Source organism: Pollutimonas rozaliensis (genome assembly GCF_048751585.1).
Taxonomy (GTDB): domain Bacteria; phylum Pseudomonadota; class Gammaproteobacteria; order Burkholderiales; family Burkholderiaceae_B.
Genome location: NZ_JAZHOB010000001.1, coordinates 471,426 through 486,943, shown reverse-complemented (window position 1 = coordinate 486,943; position 15,518 = coordinate 471,426). Strand labels below are relative to the sequence as shown.

At 60.7% G+C, this 15,518-nt stretch carries 17 protein-coding genes; 10 read left to right on the top strand and 7 right to left on the bottom strand.

Annotation, left to right across the window (positions count from 1 at the left end; genetic code table 11):
• Window positions 1-144: 144 nt before the first annotated feature.
• Window positions 145-1,020, top strand: coding sequence for a LysR family transcriptional regulator (locus tag V0R37_RS02255; protein WP_420372941.1), 876 nt, complete (start codon window positions 145-147; stop codon window positions 1,018-1,020).
• Here the strand turns inward: V0R37_RS02255 and V0R37_RS02250 are convergent.
• Complete coding sequence (locus tag V0R37_RS02250; RefSeq protein ID WP_420372940.1) at window positions 1,007-1,939, bottom strand: LysR substrate-binding domain-containing protein; 933 nt, start codon at window positions 1,937-1,939, stop codon at window positions 1,007-1,009. The two genes, V0R37_RS02255 and V0R37_RS02250, sit on opposite strands and share 14 nt — an antisense overlap.
• A 150-nt stretch (window positions 1,940-2,089) precedes the next feature.
• On the opposite strand from V0R37_RS02250, the gene V0R37_RS02245 reads away from it, so the two are divergent.
• From V0R37_RS02245 to V0R37_RS02235, 3 genes are read left to right on the top strand one after another with little or no spacing between them, the layout of a single operon-like run.
• On the top strand, window positions 2,090-2,485 hold the full coding sequence (locus tag V0R37_RS02245; protein ID WP_420372939.1) for a RidA family protein: 396 nt from the start codon (window positions 2,090-2,092) through the stop codon (window positions 2,483-2,485).
• Between the two features lies 1 nt (window position 2,486).
• Window positions 2,487-3,668 (top strand): NADH:flavin oxidoreductase, encoded by a 1,182-nt coding sequence (locus V0R37_RS02240; protein WP_420372938.1) that lies wholly within the window; start codon window positions 2,487-2,489, stop codon window positions 3,666-3,668.
• A gap of 55 nt (window positions 3,669-3,723) precedes the next feature.
• Window positions 3,724-4,338 carry an ABC transporter ATP-binding protein gene (locus tag V0R37_RS02235; RefSeq protein WP_420373127.1) on the top strand — a complete coding sequence of 205 codons (615 nt, stop codon included), beginning with the start codon at window positions 3,724-3,726 and terminating at the stop codon, window positions 4,336-4,338.
• Here V0R37_RS02235 and V0R37_RS02230 read toward each other — a convergent pair.
• On the bottom strand, window positions 4,325-5,275 hold the full coding sequence (locus V0R37_RS02230; RefSeq protein WP_420372937.1) for a LysR family transcriptional regulator: 951 nt from the start codon (window positions 5,273-5,275) through the stop codon (window positions 4,325-4,327). The two genes, V0R37_RS02235 and V0R37_RS02230, sit on opposite strands and share 14 nt — an antisense overlap.
• A gap of 134 nt (window positions 5,276-5,409) precedes the next feature.
• Between V0R37_RS02230 and V0R37_RS02225 the strand changes: the two genes are divergently transcribed.
• The 6 genes from V0R37_RS02225 to V0R37_RS02200 all read left to right on the top strand — a co-directional run bounded on the left by V0R37_RS02225 (window position 5,410) and on the right by V0R37_RS02200 (window position 9,752).
• Window positions 5,410-6,177, top strand: coding sequence for an SDR family oxidoreductase (locus tag V0R37_RS02225; RefSeq protein ID WP_420372936.1), 768 nt, complete (start codon window positions 5,410-5,412; stop codon window positions 6,175-6,177).
• Window positions 6,178-6,277: 100 nt separating this feature from the next.
• Window positions 6,278-6,844 carry a cytochrome b gene (locus V0R37_RS02220; protein WP_420372935.1) on the top strand — a complete coding sequence of 189 codons (567 nt, stop codon included), beginning with the start codon at window positions 6,278-6,280 and terminating at the stop codon, window positions 6,842-6,844.
• Window positions 6,845-6,956: 112 nt separating this feature from the next.
• Window positions 6,957-7,364, top strand: a complete 408-nt coding sequence (locus V0R37_RS02215) for an SRPBCC family protein (protein WP_420372934.1) — start codon at window positions 6,957-6,959, stop codon at window positions 7,362-7,364.
• A gap of 187 nt (window positions 7,365-7,551) precedes the next feature.
• Window positions 7,552-8,778, top strand: a complete 1,227-nt coding sequence (sorT, locus tag V0R37_RS02210) for a SorT family sulfite dehydrogenase catalytic subunit (protein WP_420372933.1) — start codon at window positions 7,552-7,554, stop codon at window positions 8,776-8,778.
• Between the two features lie 8 nt (window positions 8,779-8,786).
• Window positions 8,787-9,125 carry a SorU family sulfite dehydrogenase c-type cytochrome subunit gene (sorU, locus tag V0R37_RS02205; protein WP_420372932.1) on the top strand — a complete coding sequence of 113 codons (339 nt, stop codon included), beginning with the start codon at window positions 8,787-8,789 and terminating at the stop codon, window positions 9,123-9,125.
• A 159-nt stretch (window positions 9,126-9,284) separates the two neighbouring features.
• A complete protein-coding gene (locus V0R37_RS02200) occupies window positions 9,285-9,752 on the top strand; it encodes an OsmC family protein (RefSeq protein ID WP_420372931.1) in 468 nt (155 codons plus the stop codon).
• Between the two features lie 178 nt (window positions 9,753-9,930).
• On the opposite strand, the gene secF is transcribed toward V0R37_RS02200, so the two are convergent.
• From secF to queA, 5 genes are all read right to left on the bottom strand, one after another.
• Entirely contained in the window at window positions 9,931-10,866 is a 936-nt protein-coding gene (secF, locus tag V0R37_RS02195) for a protein translocase subunit SecF (protein WP_420372930.1), read from the bottom strand.
• Between the two features lie 54 nt (window positions 10,867-10,920).
• Window positions 10,921-12,795, bottom strand: a complete 1,875-nt coding sequence (gene secD / locus V0R37_RS02190) for a protein translocase subunit SecD (protein WP_420372929.1) — start codon at window positions 12,793-12,795, stop codon at window positions 10,921-10,923.
• 63 nt (window positions 12,796-12,858) lie between these two features.
• Complete coding sequence (gene yajC, locus V0R37_RS02185) at window positions 12,859-13,203, bottom strand: preprotein translocase subunit YajC (protein WP_420372928.1); 345 nt, start codon at window positions 13,201-13,203, stop codon at window positions 12,859-12,861.
• 54 nt (window positions 13,204-13,257) lie between these two features.
• Window positions 13,258-14,394, bottom strand: coding sequence for a tRNA guanosine(34) transglycosylase Tgt (tgt, locus tag V0R37_RS02180; protein ID WP_420372927.1), 1,137 nt, complete (start codon window positions 14,392-14,394; stop codon window positions 13,258-13,260).
• On the bottom strand, window positions 14,391-15,431 hold the full coding sequence (queA, locus tag V0R37_RS02175; RefSeq protein ID WP_420372926.1) for a tRNA preQ1(34) S-adenosylmethionine ribosyltransferase-isomerase QueA: 1,041 nt from the start codon (window positions 15,429-15,431) through the stop codon (window positions 14,391-14,393). The genes tgt and queA overlap by 4 nt, the downstream gene beginning before the upstream one ends.
• Between the last annotated feature and the right edge of the window lie 87 nt (window positions 15,432-15,518).

Here is a 15,518-nt window from a genome sequence, read left to right as displayed (position 1 = left end):
GCGACGATACGCATCATGATCCTGACTAACCACTCTTTTCTCCTTGATTCCTGTCCGTTCCTTACAACCTTGACTGGATTGTATGGACATGCTTAGATAAATAAAAGTTGAATATACTGACCATTTAGTTCAGGAATAGTGAATATGCGTGAGCTCAATCTGGATCGCCTCAGGACGCTGGTCACCATCGTGGAGCAGGGGTCTTTTGTGGCGGCGGCGCGGGTTCTGCATCTGGCGCCTCCCACCATCAGCCTTCATATCAACGAGCTCGAAGAGCGCCTTGGGGTTCCGCTATTACTGCGCAAGCGAAAAAAGGCCACCCCCACAGGTGTGGGGGCGGCGTTGGTCGAACGGGCGCAGCGGCTCTTGAATCAGAGCGATGCCATGCTGGAAGCTATCCAGCTACATGCCGAAGGAAAAACCGGGCGTGTGCGTGTGAGTGCCGCAACGCCGGTCATTGCCTATTTGTTGCCGACAGCGCTCGATCGACTTGCACAGAAACACCCTGGCATAGAGGTCGAGTTAGCCGTGCTTAACTCGAGAGAGGCCATGGATCGATTGGCCAAGGGCCTGCTGGACATCGCCGCCGTGGCGCTTCCCCAGAGCCAAATGGCCGAAGTTCAAGTGCATCCGTGGAGGAAAGACCCTGTCGTTGCATTGATCCCGGCTCATTGGGAGCACCCAGAAAAGGCAACGGCTCATTGGCTTGCAACCAAGCCGTTGATCTTGAACGACGACAGCACCCAGCTTGCCAGAATCGCGAATGAATGGTTCGCTGCATCCGGGCTTCGCCCCCAGGCAAAAATCAGGGTCAACTACAACGATTCAGCGAAAAGCCTGGTGGGAGCCGGTTATGGCGCAACCCTGCTTTCGTACGAAACGCTGTACCCTCAAATAGACAAACGGCTCAAGACGCTGCATCTGGATCCGCCCCTATGGCGTCCCATGGGGATTGCCCACCACAGTGGCCCACTGGAGATTGCGGTGAAACACGTACTTGAGGAGCTTAGGAAAATCTGACCTCATCTGTTCGGGCATCGAGCAGGTGAAGCTCCCGTCGCGCTGCCTGTGTGCGCAGCCAGTGCGCCACCGCCTGAACTGGCGCCGAGGACGGCCGGTCGGCGTGCATGGCCAGGTGATAGGTGTGTCCGTCGATCGCGGGGCCGAATGGTTGCACGAGATGGCCGGCTTCCAGTTCGTCGGCGATCAACGCCAGGCTGACCAGCGCGATGCCATGGCCGGCGACGGCCGCCTGTATGGCGTGTCCCTCGTCGGAAAAGCGTAGCTGGCCCGCTTGTGGCGGTTGGCGCCGCTGTGCGACCGTGAACCAGCGCTCCCAGGTCGGGTTCTCTGGCTGAGGTCGCTTCCAGTCGAAACGGATCAATGGCACGCGAGCCAGATCTTCGGGCGATACGACGCCCAGACGCGGATTTGCCACGGGTGCGAACCGGTCGGTGAACAGCGGTTCGATCGCAAGACCAGGATACGGCCCACGGCCATAGCGGATCGCAAGGTCGACCGCCGTCGATCGCAGGTCGACAAGGTCGTCGCTCGCCTGCAACTGCAAGTCAATGTCGGGATGCCTGCGCCGGAAATCGGCCATGCGCGGTACCAGCCATTTCACGGTGAATGCATTCGTCGCGGAGATGCTTACCTGAGCCCGCGTTCGCTGTTGCGTCAACCGTGCCAGCGTCGCCTCGAACGCATCAAATCCGTCACGCAGCACTGGGTAGAGCTGCGCCCCTGCATCGGTCAGCGACACCTTGCGCACCTGGCGATCGAACAGCGCAAGCCCCGTCTGCGCTTCCAGCGCCCGGATCTGGTGGCTGACGGCGGTCGGCGTAACAGCCAATTCCTCGGCGGCGGCCTTGAAGCTGCCCAGGCGCGCGGCGGCTTCGAACGCGCGAAGCGCGGAGAGCGGAAGAGATCGACGTTGCATGGGTGGCTTGGGCATATGAGTGAGATTATTTCATCTTATACCTGACAAATGAACCTTTGTCGCAAGGGGTGCCAGCTCCTAAAGTAACAGTATGGATCGGCCATCCATACCTGAACTTTCTGGCCAAGCACAAATGAAAGGATTCGCACCATGCTGAAACGTGTCACGACCGAGCCCGACAACTACGCTCCCTTCCTGCTCTCGCAGGGCATCCAGTTCGGAAACTTGCTCTTCATCTCTGGCCAAGCGGGCGCTGCCGACGACGGGAAAATCGTCGCGGGCGGCTTTCTTGCTCAAGGCGAGCAGGCCTTCTTCAATTTGCGCCGCGCGCTGGAAGCCGGCGGCTCCAGTTTGAAGGACGTGATCAAGGTCACGATCTTCGTTACAGACATGGGGCATTTCGAGGACGTGGTGGCGTTGCGCCGTCGCTTCTTTTCGGCGCCCTATCCGGCCGACACGATCGCCGAGGTCAAGGCGCTCTACGACCCCGCCGCCATGATCGAGATCGAGGCAATCGCGGCCATACGCCAGCCGGAGGACCGCTGACATGACCACGCTCGTAAATCGTCCGAAAGGCGATGCGCAGACGGCGCACGCTGAATTGTTCACGCCGCTGCGGGTGGGAAGTGGACTGAGCTTGTCCAACCGTCTCGCCGTCGCACCGATGACCCGGGTCAGCGCCACGGCGGATGGCCACGCCACGAAGCAGATGGCCGACTACTATGAAACCTTCGCAGCCGGCGGCTTCGGTCTGGTGATCACTGAAGGTCTTTATACGGACAAGGCCTACGCGCAGGGCTACCTCTTCCAGCCAGGCCTGGCCGACGACGCACAGCGCGATGCGTGGCGGACCGTGGTAGACCGTGTGCATGCGCATGGCGGCCGCATCGTCGCGCAATTGATGCACGCGGGAGCGCTGTCGCAGGGGAATCCCCATCGCATCACAACAAAGGGCCCCTCGGCCGTGTTACCCAAGGGGCAGCAGTTGGCTTTTTATCGGGGTGAAGGGCCTTACCGGATGCCCGAAGCGATGTCAGCCGATGACATCTTCGAGGCGGTCGAAGGCTTCGCACAAGCGGCGCGCAGAGCGCAGGAGGCCGGATTTGACGGCGTCGAGGTACACGGCGCCAACGGATATCTGCTGGACCAGTTTCTCACAGCCCACACCAATCTGCGCGAGGACGGCTACGGCGGCAGTCTGGCCAACCGTCTGCGCTTGACGGAGGACGTCATCCAGGCCGTCCGGCGATCGACGACTGAGCGCTTTGTGGTGGGTGTGCGCACCTCGCAAGGCAAGGTCAACGACTTCATGCATAAATGGGAAGGAGGGGAGGCCGATGCGGCGCAGATCTTCGGCACACTCGGTGCGCTGCCCATCGACTACCTTCACACGACCGAGTTCGAGGCCTGGCGTCCCGCGTTCGGTGAGCACGGCCCAAGTCTTGCGGCGTTGGCGCGGCGGCACGTTGCGGTGCCGGTGCTGGCGAATGGTTCGCTGCATGATGCGACGCAGGCCAACGGGGTGGTGGCAAGGAAGGAGGCGGACTTCGTTTCCCTGGGCCGTGGTGCGCTAACGCATGCCGACTGGCCGGCAAGATTGCTCGCCGGCAAGGTGCATAAGACCTTCGATCGGGGGGTGTTGGCGCCGATCGCTGACCTCGCCAATGCGGTTCGATATCGCGCGGAGCTTCACCTCTCTGTCGGAGGCGCTCCGGCGTTGGATCGCTGAATTCGTGCTCGATAGTGTCTAGCCATGCGCTGCATTCATGCGTAAACTTCCCGGCATGCTACGCATCGACAATCTCAGCAAGCGCTATGGCGACCATCTTGTATTCCAGGGGCTGACTCATACCTTCCCGCCTGGATGCGTGGCGCTATGCGAGGAAGACAGCACCGGAAAATCCAGCTTGCTGGGCATCATCGCGGGCGTTATCGCACCGGATGCGGGAGATGTCTGGGTAGACGGGCATTCCTTGACCCAGGCGCCGCTGCAAGCCAAAGCCCGCCTGGCCTATGTGCCCGACAATTGCTTGGCGTTTCCCTCGCAGACGGGGCGAGGCTTGCTGGAGCAAGCCGCCTCGGAAAAGAACACGTTCCTGGATGATGCTGTGCTGGACCTGGCATACCGGCTGGGGCTGGAGCCGCATCTGGACAAGCGTTTCGAGCAGATGTCGACGGGCACGCGGCGCAAGGTTTTCTTGACGGCTGCCGCCCTGGGCGGACCGGCCGTTGTTATTGCGGACGGCCCCAGCAGCGGGCTGGACGCGCGGGCTCGCGCCGTCCTGGCCGAACAGTTTCAAATCTGGTCCCGGGATCGCGTCGTACTGTTCGCCAGCCACGACCCCGAACTGGTGCAGGCTTGCGGAGCACGCGCAGTCGATGTTGCTACGTTGGGTTAAGCGTGGCGCGGCTGCCGTCGCTCTGGATCAGGCGGGCAAAACCGCGCTCGCGGAACTGCTCGACGACAAAATCGACAAATACTCTCGTTCGGGCGGGAAGCAGCTTCTTCGCCGGGTAGTACAAGGACACCGGCCCGATGTCCGCCGACCAGCCAGGCAATACTCGTACCAATGCGCCGTTTTGCAGCCAGGGCACGGCGAAGGGCATGGGCAGCAGCGCTACGCCTAGCCCCATCATGGCCGCTTGGCACATGGCTTCGGGATCATCGAAAATGATGCGGGGCCGCAGGTCTGCCGTTGCGGCGTCGCCAGCCGCGTTGCGCAGGGAATATTGATTGATGCGGCCAGTGTGGTTGGCGCGCCGCACGATGCCGTCAAACGCGGAAAGGTCGGACGGGTTGCTAGGCTTTTGCCTGCCCGCCATATAAGAGGCGGAGGCCACCGCCACGATATGGATGCGGCCCAGCTCGCGCGCCACCATGCCGGGCTTCAGATCCAGTCCTCCGCCTATGCCGGCATCGAACCCTTCGCCGATCAGGTCGACCTGGCGGTTCTCGAAACGCCAATCGGGCATGATGGCCGGATAACGTTGCAGGAACTCGTCCAGCAACGGAACCATATAACCGCGTCCGAAAGCCTGGCCCATGCTGACGCGCAAGATGCCGGCCGGTTGCCTGTCTTGTTCGGAGACATGGCTTACCGCGTCTGAAAGGGTGGTCAGCGCGGAACTGATCTGTTGCAGGAAATGCTCGCCGCCTTCGGTAAGCATGAGCTTGCGGGTACTGCGCTGGAACAGGCGCACCCCCAGCGAGGCTTCCAGCCTGGCCACATTCTTACTGACGGCGGCGGGTGTAATGGCCAGCACGCGCGCCGCCGCAGAAAAGCTGCCTTTCTCGGCGGACTTGACGAAGCATTCCAGGTGGCTAAGTGGCTGCATGGTATTTTCAACTGATGGTTGAATGTTTTCCATCCGCTTAATGACTACCGGATGAAGGTGGGATTCTTGATACTAGCACTACTGAACACGACACGTGTCCTTTAGCTGGTCTTAATATCAAGGAGTTTTTCATCATGGTCATCAACGCAAGCAACCCTGTTTCACTTCCGCTTTCCGGAAAAGTCGCGTTCGTCACCGGCGGTACGCGCGGCATCGGCGCGGCCATCGTGCGGCGCCTGGCCAGCGACGGTGCGGCGGTGGTCTTCACCTATGCCGCCTCGCGCACTGGCGCCGATGCGATTGCCGCCGACATCGAAGCGGCGGGCGGGCGCGCCCTGGCGCTACAGGTGGACAGTAGCGATGCCGCGGCGCTTACCGCCGCCATCGATAAGGCGGCGGCCACGTTCGGGCGCCTCGATGTGCTGGTCAACAATGCCGGCGTGGGAATAATGGGCGAGCTGGACGCGTTCAAGCTCGAGGATCTTGACCGCAGCTTATCGGTAAACGTGCGTGCTGTGTTCGTCGGCGTGCAGGCGGCCGCGCGCCATATGGGCGAAGGCGGGCGGATCGTGACGATAGGCAGCACCAACGCGGATCGCATGCCGTGGGCGGGAGGCGCCGTCTACGCCATGAGCAAAGCGGCCGTTGCGGGCCTGACTCGCGGTCTTGCCCGCGATCTGGGTCCGCGCGGCATTACCGTCAATAATGTGCAGCCGGGTCCCACCGCCACGGACATGAATCCCGCGGACGGGCCCATGGCCGGCGCCATGCACGGCTTGATGGCCCTGGAGCGTCATGCGCGGCCAGAGGAAATTGCCGGAATGGTGGCCTACCTGGCGGGGCCTGAAGCAGGCATGGTCACTGGTGCAAGCCTGCTGATCGATGGCGGATTTGCCGCCTGACCGTAACGATTTCAGGCGCCAAACGGCCGCTTCCAGGTAAAATGAGGCTCGCGTTTCTTGACGCTTCCACCATGTTTTCAATGCGGCCATTAAGGGCGTTATGAACGATACACGCTATTCGCTGTGGGCTCGCCGGTACCACTGGCTTGTCTTTCTTTTTGTCGCCATGGCGCTTATGTTGATTTATGCGCATGGCTGGTCGCCTAAGGGATCAGCCATGCGTTCGGCATTCAAATGGGCTCATATCCAGTTCGGCATAGCCATCATATTGGTGATGTTGCCGCGGTTGGTGACACGTTGGCGCGGCAAGAGTCCCTCGATTGTGCCGCCGCCTCCGTCATGGCAGGCATGGCTGGCCCGGTTGGTGCAATTTGTGCTGTATCTCCTGCTGATAGCTGTGCCGCTGCTTGGCATTGCCAACCGCTTATGGTCTCCCAGCGGCTGGGATTTTCTGGGTATTGCGCTACCGCATGTACCGATGCCGGACAACGAATTTTCAAAAGAGCTTGAAGAACTCCACGGGACCCTGGGCAATGTACTGATGTACCTGGCAGGCGCCCATGCCGCCATTGCGTTGGTGCACCACTTCGTGGTCCGCGACAGCACGCTGCGGGGTATGCTGCCCTTTTGGCGTAGGACGGATGCGACACACCCGGATACGGTTTGATATTGCTTTCGCGATTTTCCCTATGGCAGAATGCGCTTGAAACGGTCGGTAAGCGGCCACCTCGGCAGCGGCTGAGTGCCCCCGATTCCTTCAATCGACAAGGAGACGCAGCATGAAAATTTCCGCTGAAACCACCGTGGCCGCACCCATCGAGAAAGTGTGGCGCGCGTATACGACACCCGAAGACATCAAACAATGGAATGCCGCATCCGACGACTGGCATACCACCGCGGCCGACGTGGACTTGCGTGTCGGTGGTGCTTTTTCTTCTCGAATGGAGGCAAAGGACGGCAGCATGGGGTTTGATTTCGCTGGCACGTATAAGAATATCGTGGAGCATAAGCTTATCGAGTATTCCTTCGGCGATCGCACAGCCCTGGTGGAATTTGACGATAGCCCGAAGGGGGTCAACGTGCGCGTAACCTTCGATAGCGAGCCATCCCATTCGATCGAACAACAGCGCGAGGGGTGGCAGGCCATCCTGAACAGCTTCGCTCGCCATGTCGAAGCCGGCCGGTAATTTCGCTTCGGCGGTACCAGGCTGTACAGCTTCCAATATCTGCTTATAAAGCGGCATTTCTTATATTTCTTATCGCTTTAGCGCGCGGATCGCCCATTTGGCCGATCTCTGCTTCTTTGTACTATGATATAAGCTGCATATAAACATATGACTCACAGATATAAAGCCGACCGACCAGGAGGACGATATGGAAAAACTGACTAATGCAGGCCGTCGCCAGATGCTGATATCAACGGGCAGCATCGCCGCGATGGCGGGGTTGGGTGGCGTGGCGCGCGCCGATACCGGTGCGGCGGACCCCGGCGCGGGCGGCTCTGCCGCCAAGCCCTTGCCCGGCTACGCCAGTTGGAAAGATGCCGACAGCATGATCGTCCATAGCGCGAACACGATAGAAACGCGGCGAACGGCCTTTGGAAACAGCGTCATCACACCGACCAATCGCCTGTTCGTCCGCAACAATGTGGCGCCGCCGACCGACGCCAGCATGATGAAAGAGCCCGACAGCTGGACGCTGGAAGTCAGCGGCGTTGCCAAGCCACGCAGCTTCACCGTGGCAGAGCTTAAAACCCTGGGGTTGGCGGCCGTGCCCATGGTCTTGCAGTGCTCGGGCAACGGCCGGGCCTGGTTTCCCCATAAGCCCAGCGGCACCCAATGGACCGTCGGCGCCGCCGGTTGCGTCATCTTTACCGGCGTGCCGGTCAAGGCGCTGTTGGAAGCGGTAGGAGGCATGGCGGATGGCATGGTCTACATGACCAGCACGGGCGGCGAGCCCATTCCGCAAGGCCTGGATCCCAACACCATCCGGGTCGAGCGATCGGTGCCGATTTCAGCCATTGAAGACGCCATCCTGGCATGGGAGCTGAATGGCCAAGCCCTGCCGCTGGCGCATGGCGGGCCTTTGCGCATCATCGTGCCCGGCTATACCGGCGTGAACTCCATCAAGTACATCAAACACCTGGCATTCACCAAAGAGCAGTCGCCGGCCAAAATACAGCAAACCAGCTATCGATGGACGCCGGTGGGCGAGAAACCCAGCCCCAGCCAGGACTCCATTTGGGAACTGCCGGTCAAGTCCTGGATCAACTTCCCCTCCGACCCGGATCAAACCGTTCCGGCCGGGCGTGTGCAGATCAGCGGTATCGCCATGGGCGGGATGACCGCGGCCAAGTCCATCGAAGTCTCGGTCAATGGCGGCAAAGACTGGAAGAAGGCCGAGTTCGTCGGGCCCGACCTGGGCAAATACGCCTGGCGTGAATTCGTCTTTAGCGCCGACCTGGCCGCCGGCACGCACGAACTGGCCTGCCGGGCCACCAACGAGGCTGGCGATACCCAGCCCGAAGCACGCCGTGAGAATAATCGCGGTTACATCAACAACAGCTGGCGCGACCACATGGTGGTGGTCAAAGTCGCCTAAGGAAAGAAATGAAGCGTTTTGTATTGCCGGCAGTGGCGGGCGTCTTATGGATGGGCGTGGCGGGAGCCAGTTTTGCGGCTGGCTCCGATGCCCAGCTGGAAAAGGGCAAAGCCCTGTTCATATCGGATGCTGTGCCCGCCTGTGCCGTGTGCCACACCCTGAAAGATGCGGGATCCACCGGGACTATCGGCCCCGATCTTGACGAGCTGAAACCCGATGCGGCACGCATCAAAAAGGTAATGCAGGAAGGCATGGGCGTCATGCCTTCCTTCGCCGACTCCCTGGACGAGGCATCCATCGATGCCATTGTGGCCTATGTCGTGCATGCGACGGGCGGCGGGAAGTAGCCAGCCAGGCCAACTCCGTGCCCAAAAATGCCCGCATTTTTGCGGGCATTTTTTTATCATGTGATCGTGTTGTCGAAGAAAGTGCGATGGATCGTATAGTTCCTGTCGCCTTCAGTCGGGCGTATATTTGCCGTACGCGCCTTCAGTCACGGAGAACCCATGTCGCATCAATATTTTTCGCAAATTGCCTGGACGGGCAATAGGGGTCAAGGAACCGAAAGCTACCGCTCTTATGATCGGACGTGGGACATATCCGTGACAGGCAAGCCGGTCATTCACTGCTCGAACGATCCTCTATTGGGCGGTGATCCTTCCAAGATGAACCCCGAGGACCTCTTGCTTTCCGCTTTGGCGGCTTGCCACATGCTGTGGTATTTGCACTATGCCGCCGTCCAGGGCATTGTCGTGATGGGCTATGAGGACACGCCGATTGGTATAGGCGAAGTGGACGAAAACGCTGCCGGCCGGTTCATCTCTGTCACACTTCGCCCCAAAATCACGCTACGCGCCGGAAGCGATATGGCTGCCGCGCATGCTATCCATGATCGGATTCATGAAGTCTGCTTTATTGCACGCTCAGTCAATTTTCCGGTCGAATACGAACCAACATTCGACTTCGCGGATTGAATCACTGAAGGGCCTCAACCCACCAAACACGCCGCCAGCCTTTCACCCCCCGCTCCACCCGCCTGCCGGCGTCTTAAGAGCTCAGATAGCAGCAGACATGGAAATAAAAAAGCCCGCGAGAATTAACATTCAAGCGGGCTCTTTCCTAGTCGGAATCCGACTCCGGCCTAAACCATATTTACATCACTTCCGCCGCCGGATCATCCTTCTTCACCGGCTTCACCAGGTCTTCGCGCTTCACACCCAGCCACATCGCAATGGCCGCCGCCACGAACACCGACGAATAGATACCGAACCAGATCCCGATAGTCAGCGCCAGCGAGAAATTATGCAGCGTCGGGCCGCCGAAGAAGAACATCGACATCACCATCATCTGCGTCGAACCGTGCGTGATGATGGTCCGCGAAATATTCTGGGTGATCGACAGATCGATAACCTCCGACACCGGCATCTTGCGCTGCTTGCGGAAATTCTCGCGGATACGATCCATCACCACCACGGACTCGTTCACCGAATAGCCCAGCACCGCCAGCACCCCAGCCAATACCGATAGAGAGAATTCCCACTGGAAGAACGCAAAAAAGCCCAGGATGATCACCACGTCGTGCAAGTTGGCGATCGCGCAGGCCAGCGCCAGTTTCCACTCGAACCGGAATCCCAGGTACAGCAGGATTCCGCACACCACGAACAGCAGCGCCATCAGGCCGTTGTGCAGCAGTTCCTGACCCACTTGCGGGCCCACGAACTCCACCCGCCGAAGTTCCACATCGGCGTGCTGCTGCTTCAGCGCCTGCATCACCTTCTCGCTTTGCTGTCCGGCATCCTCGCCTTCGCGCGAGGGCAGGCGGATCATGATGTCTTGCGAGGTGCCGAAGTTCTGTACCTGGAAGTCGGTATAGCCCAGGCTCTGCACCGACCCGCGCACATCATCCACCTGCACGGTTTGCTGATAATGCACTTCCATCACCGTTCCGCCGGTGAATTCGATCGACAGGTGGAAGCCCCGCAAAAGAATGAACACCACCGCCGCAACAAACGTGATCAGGCTGATCAGGTTGAGCACCAGCGCATGCCGCATGAACGGGATGCTGCGATGAATACGAAAAAATTCCATGTTGCTATGCCTGTAGTTGGTCCGCGCCGGCGGCTCGCACAGCCGGCGACTGCATTATTTTTCTTCGGGTTTCCAGATCTGGCCGATCGAAATGCTTTGCAAGCGGCGCTTGTTGCCGTAGAAAAGATTGACCAGCGCGCGTACTCCGATGACCGACGAGAACATCGAGGTCAGGATGCCGATGCAGTGAACCACGGCAAAGCCTCGTATCGGCCCTGTACCGAAAGCCAGCAGGGCGACGCCCACGATCAGGCTGGTCAGGTTGGAGTCGAAAATCGTTGCCCAGGCCCGATCGAAGCCCAGGTGTATGGCCTGCTGCGGCGAAGCGCCATTGCGCAACTCTTCGCGGATGCGCTCGTTGATCAGCACGTTGGCGTCGATCGCCATGCCCAGCGTAAGCGCGATGGCGGCAATGCCGGGCAGCGTCAGCGTGGCCTGCAGCATCGACAGAACAGCCAGCAGCAGCAGCACGTTGAACGTCAGGCCTATGGTCGAGAACAGCCCCACCAAGTGGTAGTACAGAATGATGAAGATGGCGATGGCGATGAAGCCATACAGCGTGGCATTGAAGCCCTGCTTGATGTTGTCGGCGCCCAGGCTTGGGCCTATGGTGCGTTCTTCGATGATTTCCATGGGCGCCGCCAGGGCGCCGGCGCGCAGCAGCAGCGCGGTGTCGGCCGCTTCCTGGGCAGACATGCTGCCGGTGATCTGAACCTGGCCGCCGGGGATCTCGCTGCGGATGACCGGGGCCGTCACGACCTGGCCCTTGCCCTGTTCGAACAGGACGATGGCCATGCGTTTGTTGATGTTGTTGCGGGTCACGTCGCGGAAGATGCGCGCGCCCTTTGAGTCCAGCGTCAGGTTTACGGATGGCTGCTGGGTTTGCTGATCGCGGCCGGGCTGCGCGTCTTGCAGGTTTTCACCGGTCAGGATGACCTGGCGGCGCAGCAGCAGCGGGCGGCCGTCGCGGTCGGTGTAGCGTTCCAGGCCGAAGGGTACGGTACCGCCGCTAAGAGCGGCCATGGCGCTGGGGGAGTCGTCGACCATGCGGATTTCCAGCGTGGCCGTGCGGCCCAGGATTTCCTTGGCCTTGGCCACGTCCTGCACACCCGGCAACTGGACCACGATGCGGTCGGCGCCTTGCTGCTGGATGATGGGTTCGGCCACGCCCAGCTCGTTGATGCGGTTGTGCAGCGTGGTGATGTTCTGCTTCAGCGCATTGGTCTGCACCTGCGTTACGGCAAGGTCGGTCAGTTTGCCGGTCAGGGTGAACTGCCCGCCGCTTTCGCCGCTGTTCGTAAATACCATGTCGGGCATGGCGCGGCGCAGCTCGGAGGCGGCCTGGTCGCGGGCATCGGCGCTGCTGAAGGCCGATACGATGGACAGGTCGCTGCGTTCGACGCCCGCCGTGGTGATCTTGGCTTCGCGCAGGGTATTGCGCACATCGCTGGCGATGGAGTCGTAGCGGCCCGTCAGGGCGCCTTTCATGTCGACCTGAAGCAGGAAGTGCACGCCGCCGCGCAGGTCCAGGCCCAGGTACATGGGGTGGGCCCCCAGCGACGACAGCCAGTTCGGCGAGGCCGGCAGCAGGTTCAGCGCCACCGTGTAATCGGGGTCGGACGGGTCCGGGTTCAGCGTTTTCTCGATGATGTCCTTGGCGCGAAGCTGGACGTCGGTCGATTCCAGCCGCACCCGCACTGTTCCTACCGGCCCATTCTGTTCGAAATGGGAGCCGGTGGGCGTGATGTTGCTGCGCTTCAGTATGTCTTCGACGCGGGCAAGCACATTGTTATCAACCTTGACGGTGGATTTTGCGCCGGCCACTTGAACCGCGGGCGATTCCCCGAAGAAATTCGGTAGCGTATAAAGCAGGCCTATGACCAGGGCTGCCAGTACGGTGATGTACTTCCAGAGAGGGTAGCGATTCATTGTCGATCAACAGGCTAAAGCGGATAAAAGCCCCGGACGGCGATCCGGAGCGCACACATCGGATCAGAGCGCCTTGATGGTGCCCTTGGGCAGTATCGAGGTGACCGCCGTGCGCTGCACCACGGTTTCCACCGGCTTGTCGCCCAGCATGCTGATCTCTACGGTGATGTAGCTGTCGCTTACCTTGGTGACCTTGCCCAGCAGGCCGCCGGTCGTGATGATTTCGTCGCCCTTGGCAAGTGCGGAGACCATGTTGCGGTGTTCTTTCTGACGCTTCATTTGCGGACGGATCATCAGGAAGTAAAGAATCACGAACATCAAGATGATGGGCAGCATGCCCATCAAGGCGTTCTCGCCGCCAGGGGCAGCCTGGGCGGTAATCAGTGTCAAGGTTTCGATTGCGGCCATTGTATGTACTCCTGAAGTATTTTTGGTTAACTCTGTATTGTAGCGATATCTTGCTTATTCGATGCCGCGAGCCCGGTCGCGGGCAAATTCCGCCCGCCACTGCTCGAAACGGCCGGCCGCGATGGCCTCCCGCATCTCTTGCATGATGGTCAGGTAGAAATGCAGATTATGCAGGGTATTCAGGCGCGAGCCGGTGATTTCGTTGGCGCGCTGCAAATGATGCAGGTAGGCTCTGGAAAAATGGCCGCACGTATGGCATTTGCAGGAAGGATCCAGCGGCCGGGTGTCGTCGCGATAGCGGGCATTGCGTATCTTGATGTCGCCGTAGCGTGTAAAAAGCCAGCCGTTGCGCGCATTGCGGGTCGGCATGACGCAATCGAACATATCCACGCCGCGGCTTACCCCTTCGACCAGGTCTTCGGGCGTGCCCACGCCCATCAGGTAGCGGGGCGCGTCGGCCGGCAGGCGCGGCGCAACGTGGGCCAGCACCCGCATCATGTCTTCCTTGGGCTCGCCCACCGACAACCCCCCTATGGCATAGCCTTCGAAACCGATATCTATCAGGCCGGCCAGGGACTCATCGCGCAGGTTCTCGTACATGCCGCCCTGGACGATGCCGAACAAGGCATTGGGGTTTTCCATTTCCTGGAAGGCGGTGCGAGAGCGCCGGGCCCAGCGCAGCGACATGCGCATGGACTGGGCCGCTTCTTCGGTCGTGGCGGGGCGCCCGTCGATCTCGTAGGGCGTGCATTCATCGAAGACCATGGCGATGTCGGAATTGAGCGCGCGCTGGATGCGCATGGATTCCTCCGGCGTCAGGAACAGCCTTGCGCCATCGATGGGCGAGGCGAACTTGACGCCTTCCTCGGTGATCTTGCGCAAGCCGTTCAGGCTGAACACCTGGAAGCCGCCTGAATCGGTCAGGATGGGCTTGTTCCATTGCATGAAGCCGTGCAGCCCGCCGTGCTTTTCCATGACCTCGGTGCCGGGACGCAGCCAAAGGTGAAACGTATTGCCCAGCACGATCTGCGCGCCGACCTCGTCCAGTTCGTGCGGCAGCATGGCTTTCACGCTGCCGTAGGTGCCCACGGGCATGAAAATGGGCGTTTCGACCACGCCGTGATTAAGGGTGATCCGGCCCCGGCGGGCAGCGCCGTCGGTGGCCAGGAGCTTGAACTGTAAACCGGTCATTGCTTGGCGGATTCTATGAACATGGCATCGCCGTAGCTGAAGAAGCGATACCGGGATTGGACGGCGTGCGCATAGGCACGCTGAATGGGCTCCATGCCTGCCAGGGCGGAAACCAGCATGAGCAGGGTGGATTGGGGCAGATGGAAGTTGGTGATCAGGGCATCCACCCAGGCGAATTTGTATCCGGGTGTAATGAACAGGCGGGTGTCGCCCTCGATGACGCCGGAAGCGCCGGCATGCGGCGCGGCGGATTCCAGCGCCCGGACGCTGGTGGTGCCCACGGCCACGATCCGGCCGCCAGCCGCCTTCGTGGCCTTTATGCGGGCGATGGTTTCGGGCTGCACGCTGTAGCGTTCGGCGTGCATGATGTGTTCGCTGAGCTTTTGCGTGCGCACCGGCTGGAAAGTGCCGGCGCCCACATGCAGCGTGACGAAGGCCTGGGCGATGCCCAACTGCGCCAAGCGCGCCAGCATGTCCTGGTCGAAATGCAAGCCCGCCGTGGGGGCCGCCACCGCGCCGGGTTCGCGTGCATACACCGTCTGGTAGCGCTCGTCATCCTCCTGGCCGGCGGCATGCTCTATGTATGGGGGCAGGGGCGTTGCGCCATGGCGGTCCAGCAAGTCCAGCACGCGCTCCGGAAATTCGATCTCGAACAATTCGCCTTGGCGCCCCGCGACGGTGGCGGCAAACGCGCCATCGGCCAGTATCAGCCGGCTGCCGGGTTTGGGCGATTTGCTGGCCTTGATATGCGCCAGCGCCGTCGTTGCCGCAGTGATGCGCTCGACCAGCACTTCGACTTTGCCGCCGCTTTCCTTTTGTCCCAGCAGTCTGGCCTTGATGACGCGGGTATTGTTGAACACCAGCAGGTCCGTGGGTTTCAGCAGGCTGGGCAGGTCGACGAATTGCCGGTCGTGCAGCGCGCCTTGCGGGTCCAGGTGGAGCAGGCGGCTGTCGACGCGCCGGGCGGCGGGCGATTGGGCAATGAGTTCCTGCGGCAGCTCGTAATTGAACTGGGAAAGTTCGAGATCAGGGTTCACGTGAAAAGTCTGCTAGGGGGCGCGGCATGCGCCCGTAATGAATTTTGTGCCGGTATTTTAAGCCGCCGCCGTGATTTTCTGCTCAAG

Bases quoted from the DNA above. Each gene is read 5' to 3' on its own strand.
- V0R37_RS02255 (WP_420372941.1), top strand. From the start codon at position 145: ATGCGTGAGCTCAATCTGGATCGCCTCAGGACGCTGGTCACCATCGTG.
- V0R37_RS02250 (WP_420372940.1), bottom strand. From the start codon at position 1,939: ATGCAACGTCGATCTCTTCCGCTCTCCGCGCTTCGCGCGTTCGAAGCC.
- V0R37_RS02245 (WP_420372939.1), top strand. From the start codon at position 2,090: ATGCTGAAACGTGTCACGACCGAGCCCGACAACTACGCTCCCTTCCTG.
- V0R37_RS02240 (WP_420372938.1), top strand. From the start codon at position 2,487: ATGACCACGCTCGTAAATCGTCCGAAAGGCGATGCGCAGACGGCGCAC.
- V0R37_RS02235 (WP_420373127.1), top strand. From the start codon at position 3,724: ATGCTACGCATCGACAATCTCAGCAAGCGCTATGGCGACCATCTTGTA.
- V0R37_RS02230 (WP_420372937.1), bottom strand. From the start codon at position 5,275: ATGCAGCCACTTAGCCACCTGGAATGCTTCGTCAAGTCCGCCGAGAAA.
- V0R37_RS02225 (WP_420372936.1), top strand. From the start codon at position 5,410: ATGGTCATCAACGCAAGCAACCCTGTTTCACTTCCGCTTTCCGGAAAA.
- V0R37_RS02220 (WP_420372935.1), top strand. From the start codon at position 6,278: ATGAACGATACACGCTATTCGCTGTGGGCTCGCCGGTACCACTGGCTT.
- V0R37_RS02215 (WP_420372934.1), top strand. From the start codon at position 6,957: ATGAAAATTTCCGCTGAAACCACCGTGGCCGCACCCATCGAGAAAGTG.
- sorT (WP_420372933.1), top strand. From the start codon at position 7,552: ATGGAAAAACTGACTAATGCAGGCCGTCGCCAGATGCTGATATCAACG.
- sorU (WP_420372932.1), top strand. From the start codon at position 8,787: ATGAAGCGTTTTGTATTGCCGGCAGTGGCGGGCGTCTTATGGATGGGC.
- V0R37_RS02200 (WP_420372931.1), top strand. From the start codon at position 9,285: ATGTCGCATCAATATTTTTCGCAAATTGCCTGGACGGGCAATAGGGGT.
- secF (WP_420372930.1), bottom strand. From the start codon at position 10,866: ATGGAATTTTTTCGTATTCATCGCAGCATCCCGTTCATGCGGCATGCG.
- secD (WP_420372929.1), bottom strand. From the start codon at position 12,795: ATGAATCGCTACCCTCTCTGGAAGTACATCACCGTACTGGCAGCCCTG.
- yajC (WP_420372928.1), bottom strand. From the start codon at position 13,203: ATGGCCGCAATCGAAACCTTGACACTGATTACCGCCCAGGCTGCCCCT.
- tgt (WP_420372927.1), bottom strand. From the start codon at position 14,394: ATGACCGGTTTACAGTTCAAGCTCCTGGCCACCGACGGCGCTGCCCGC.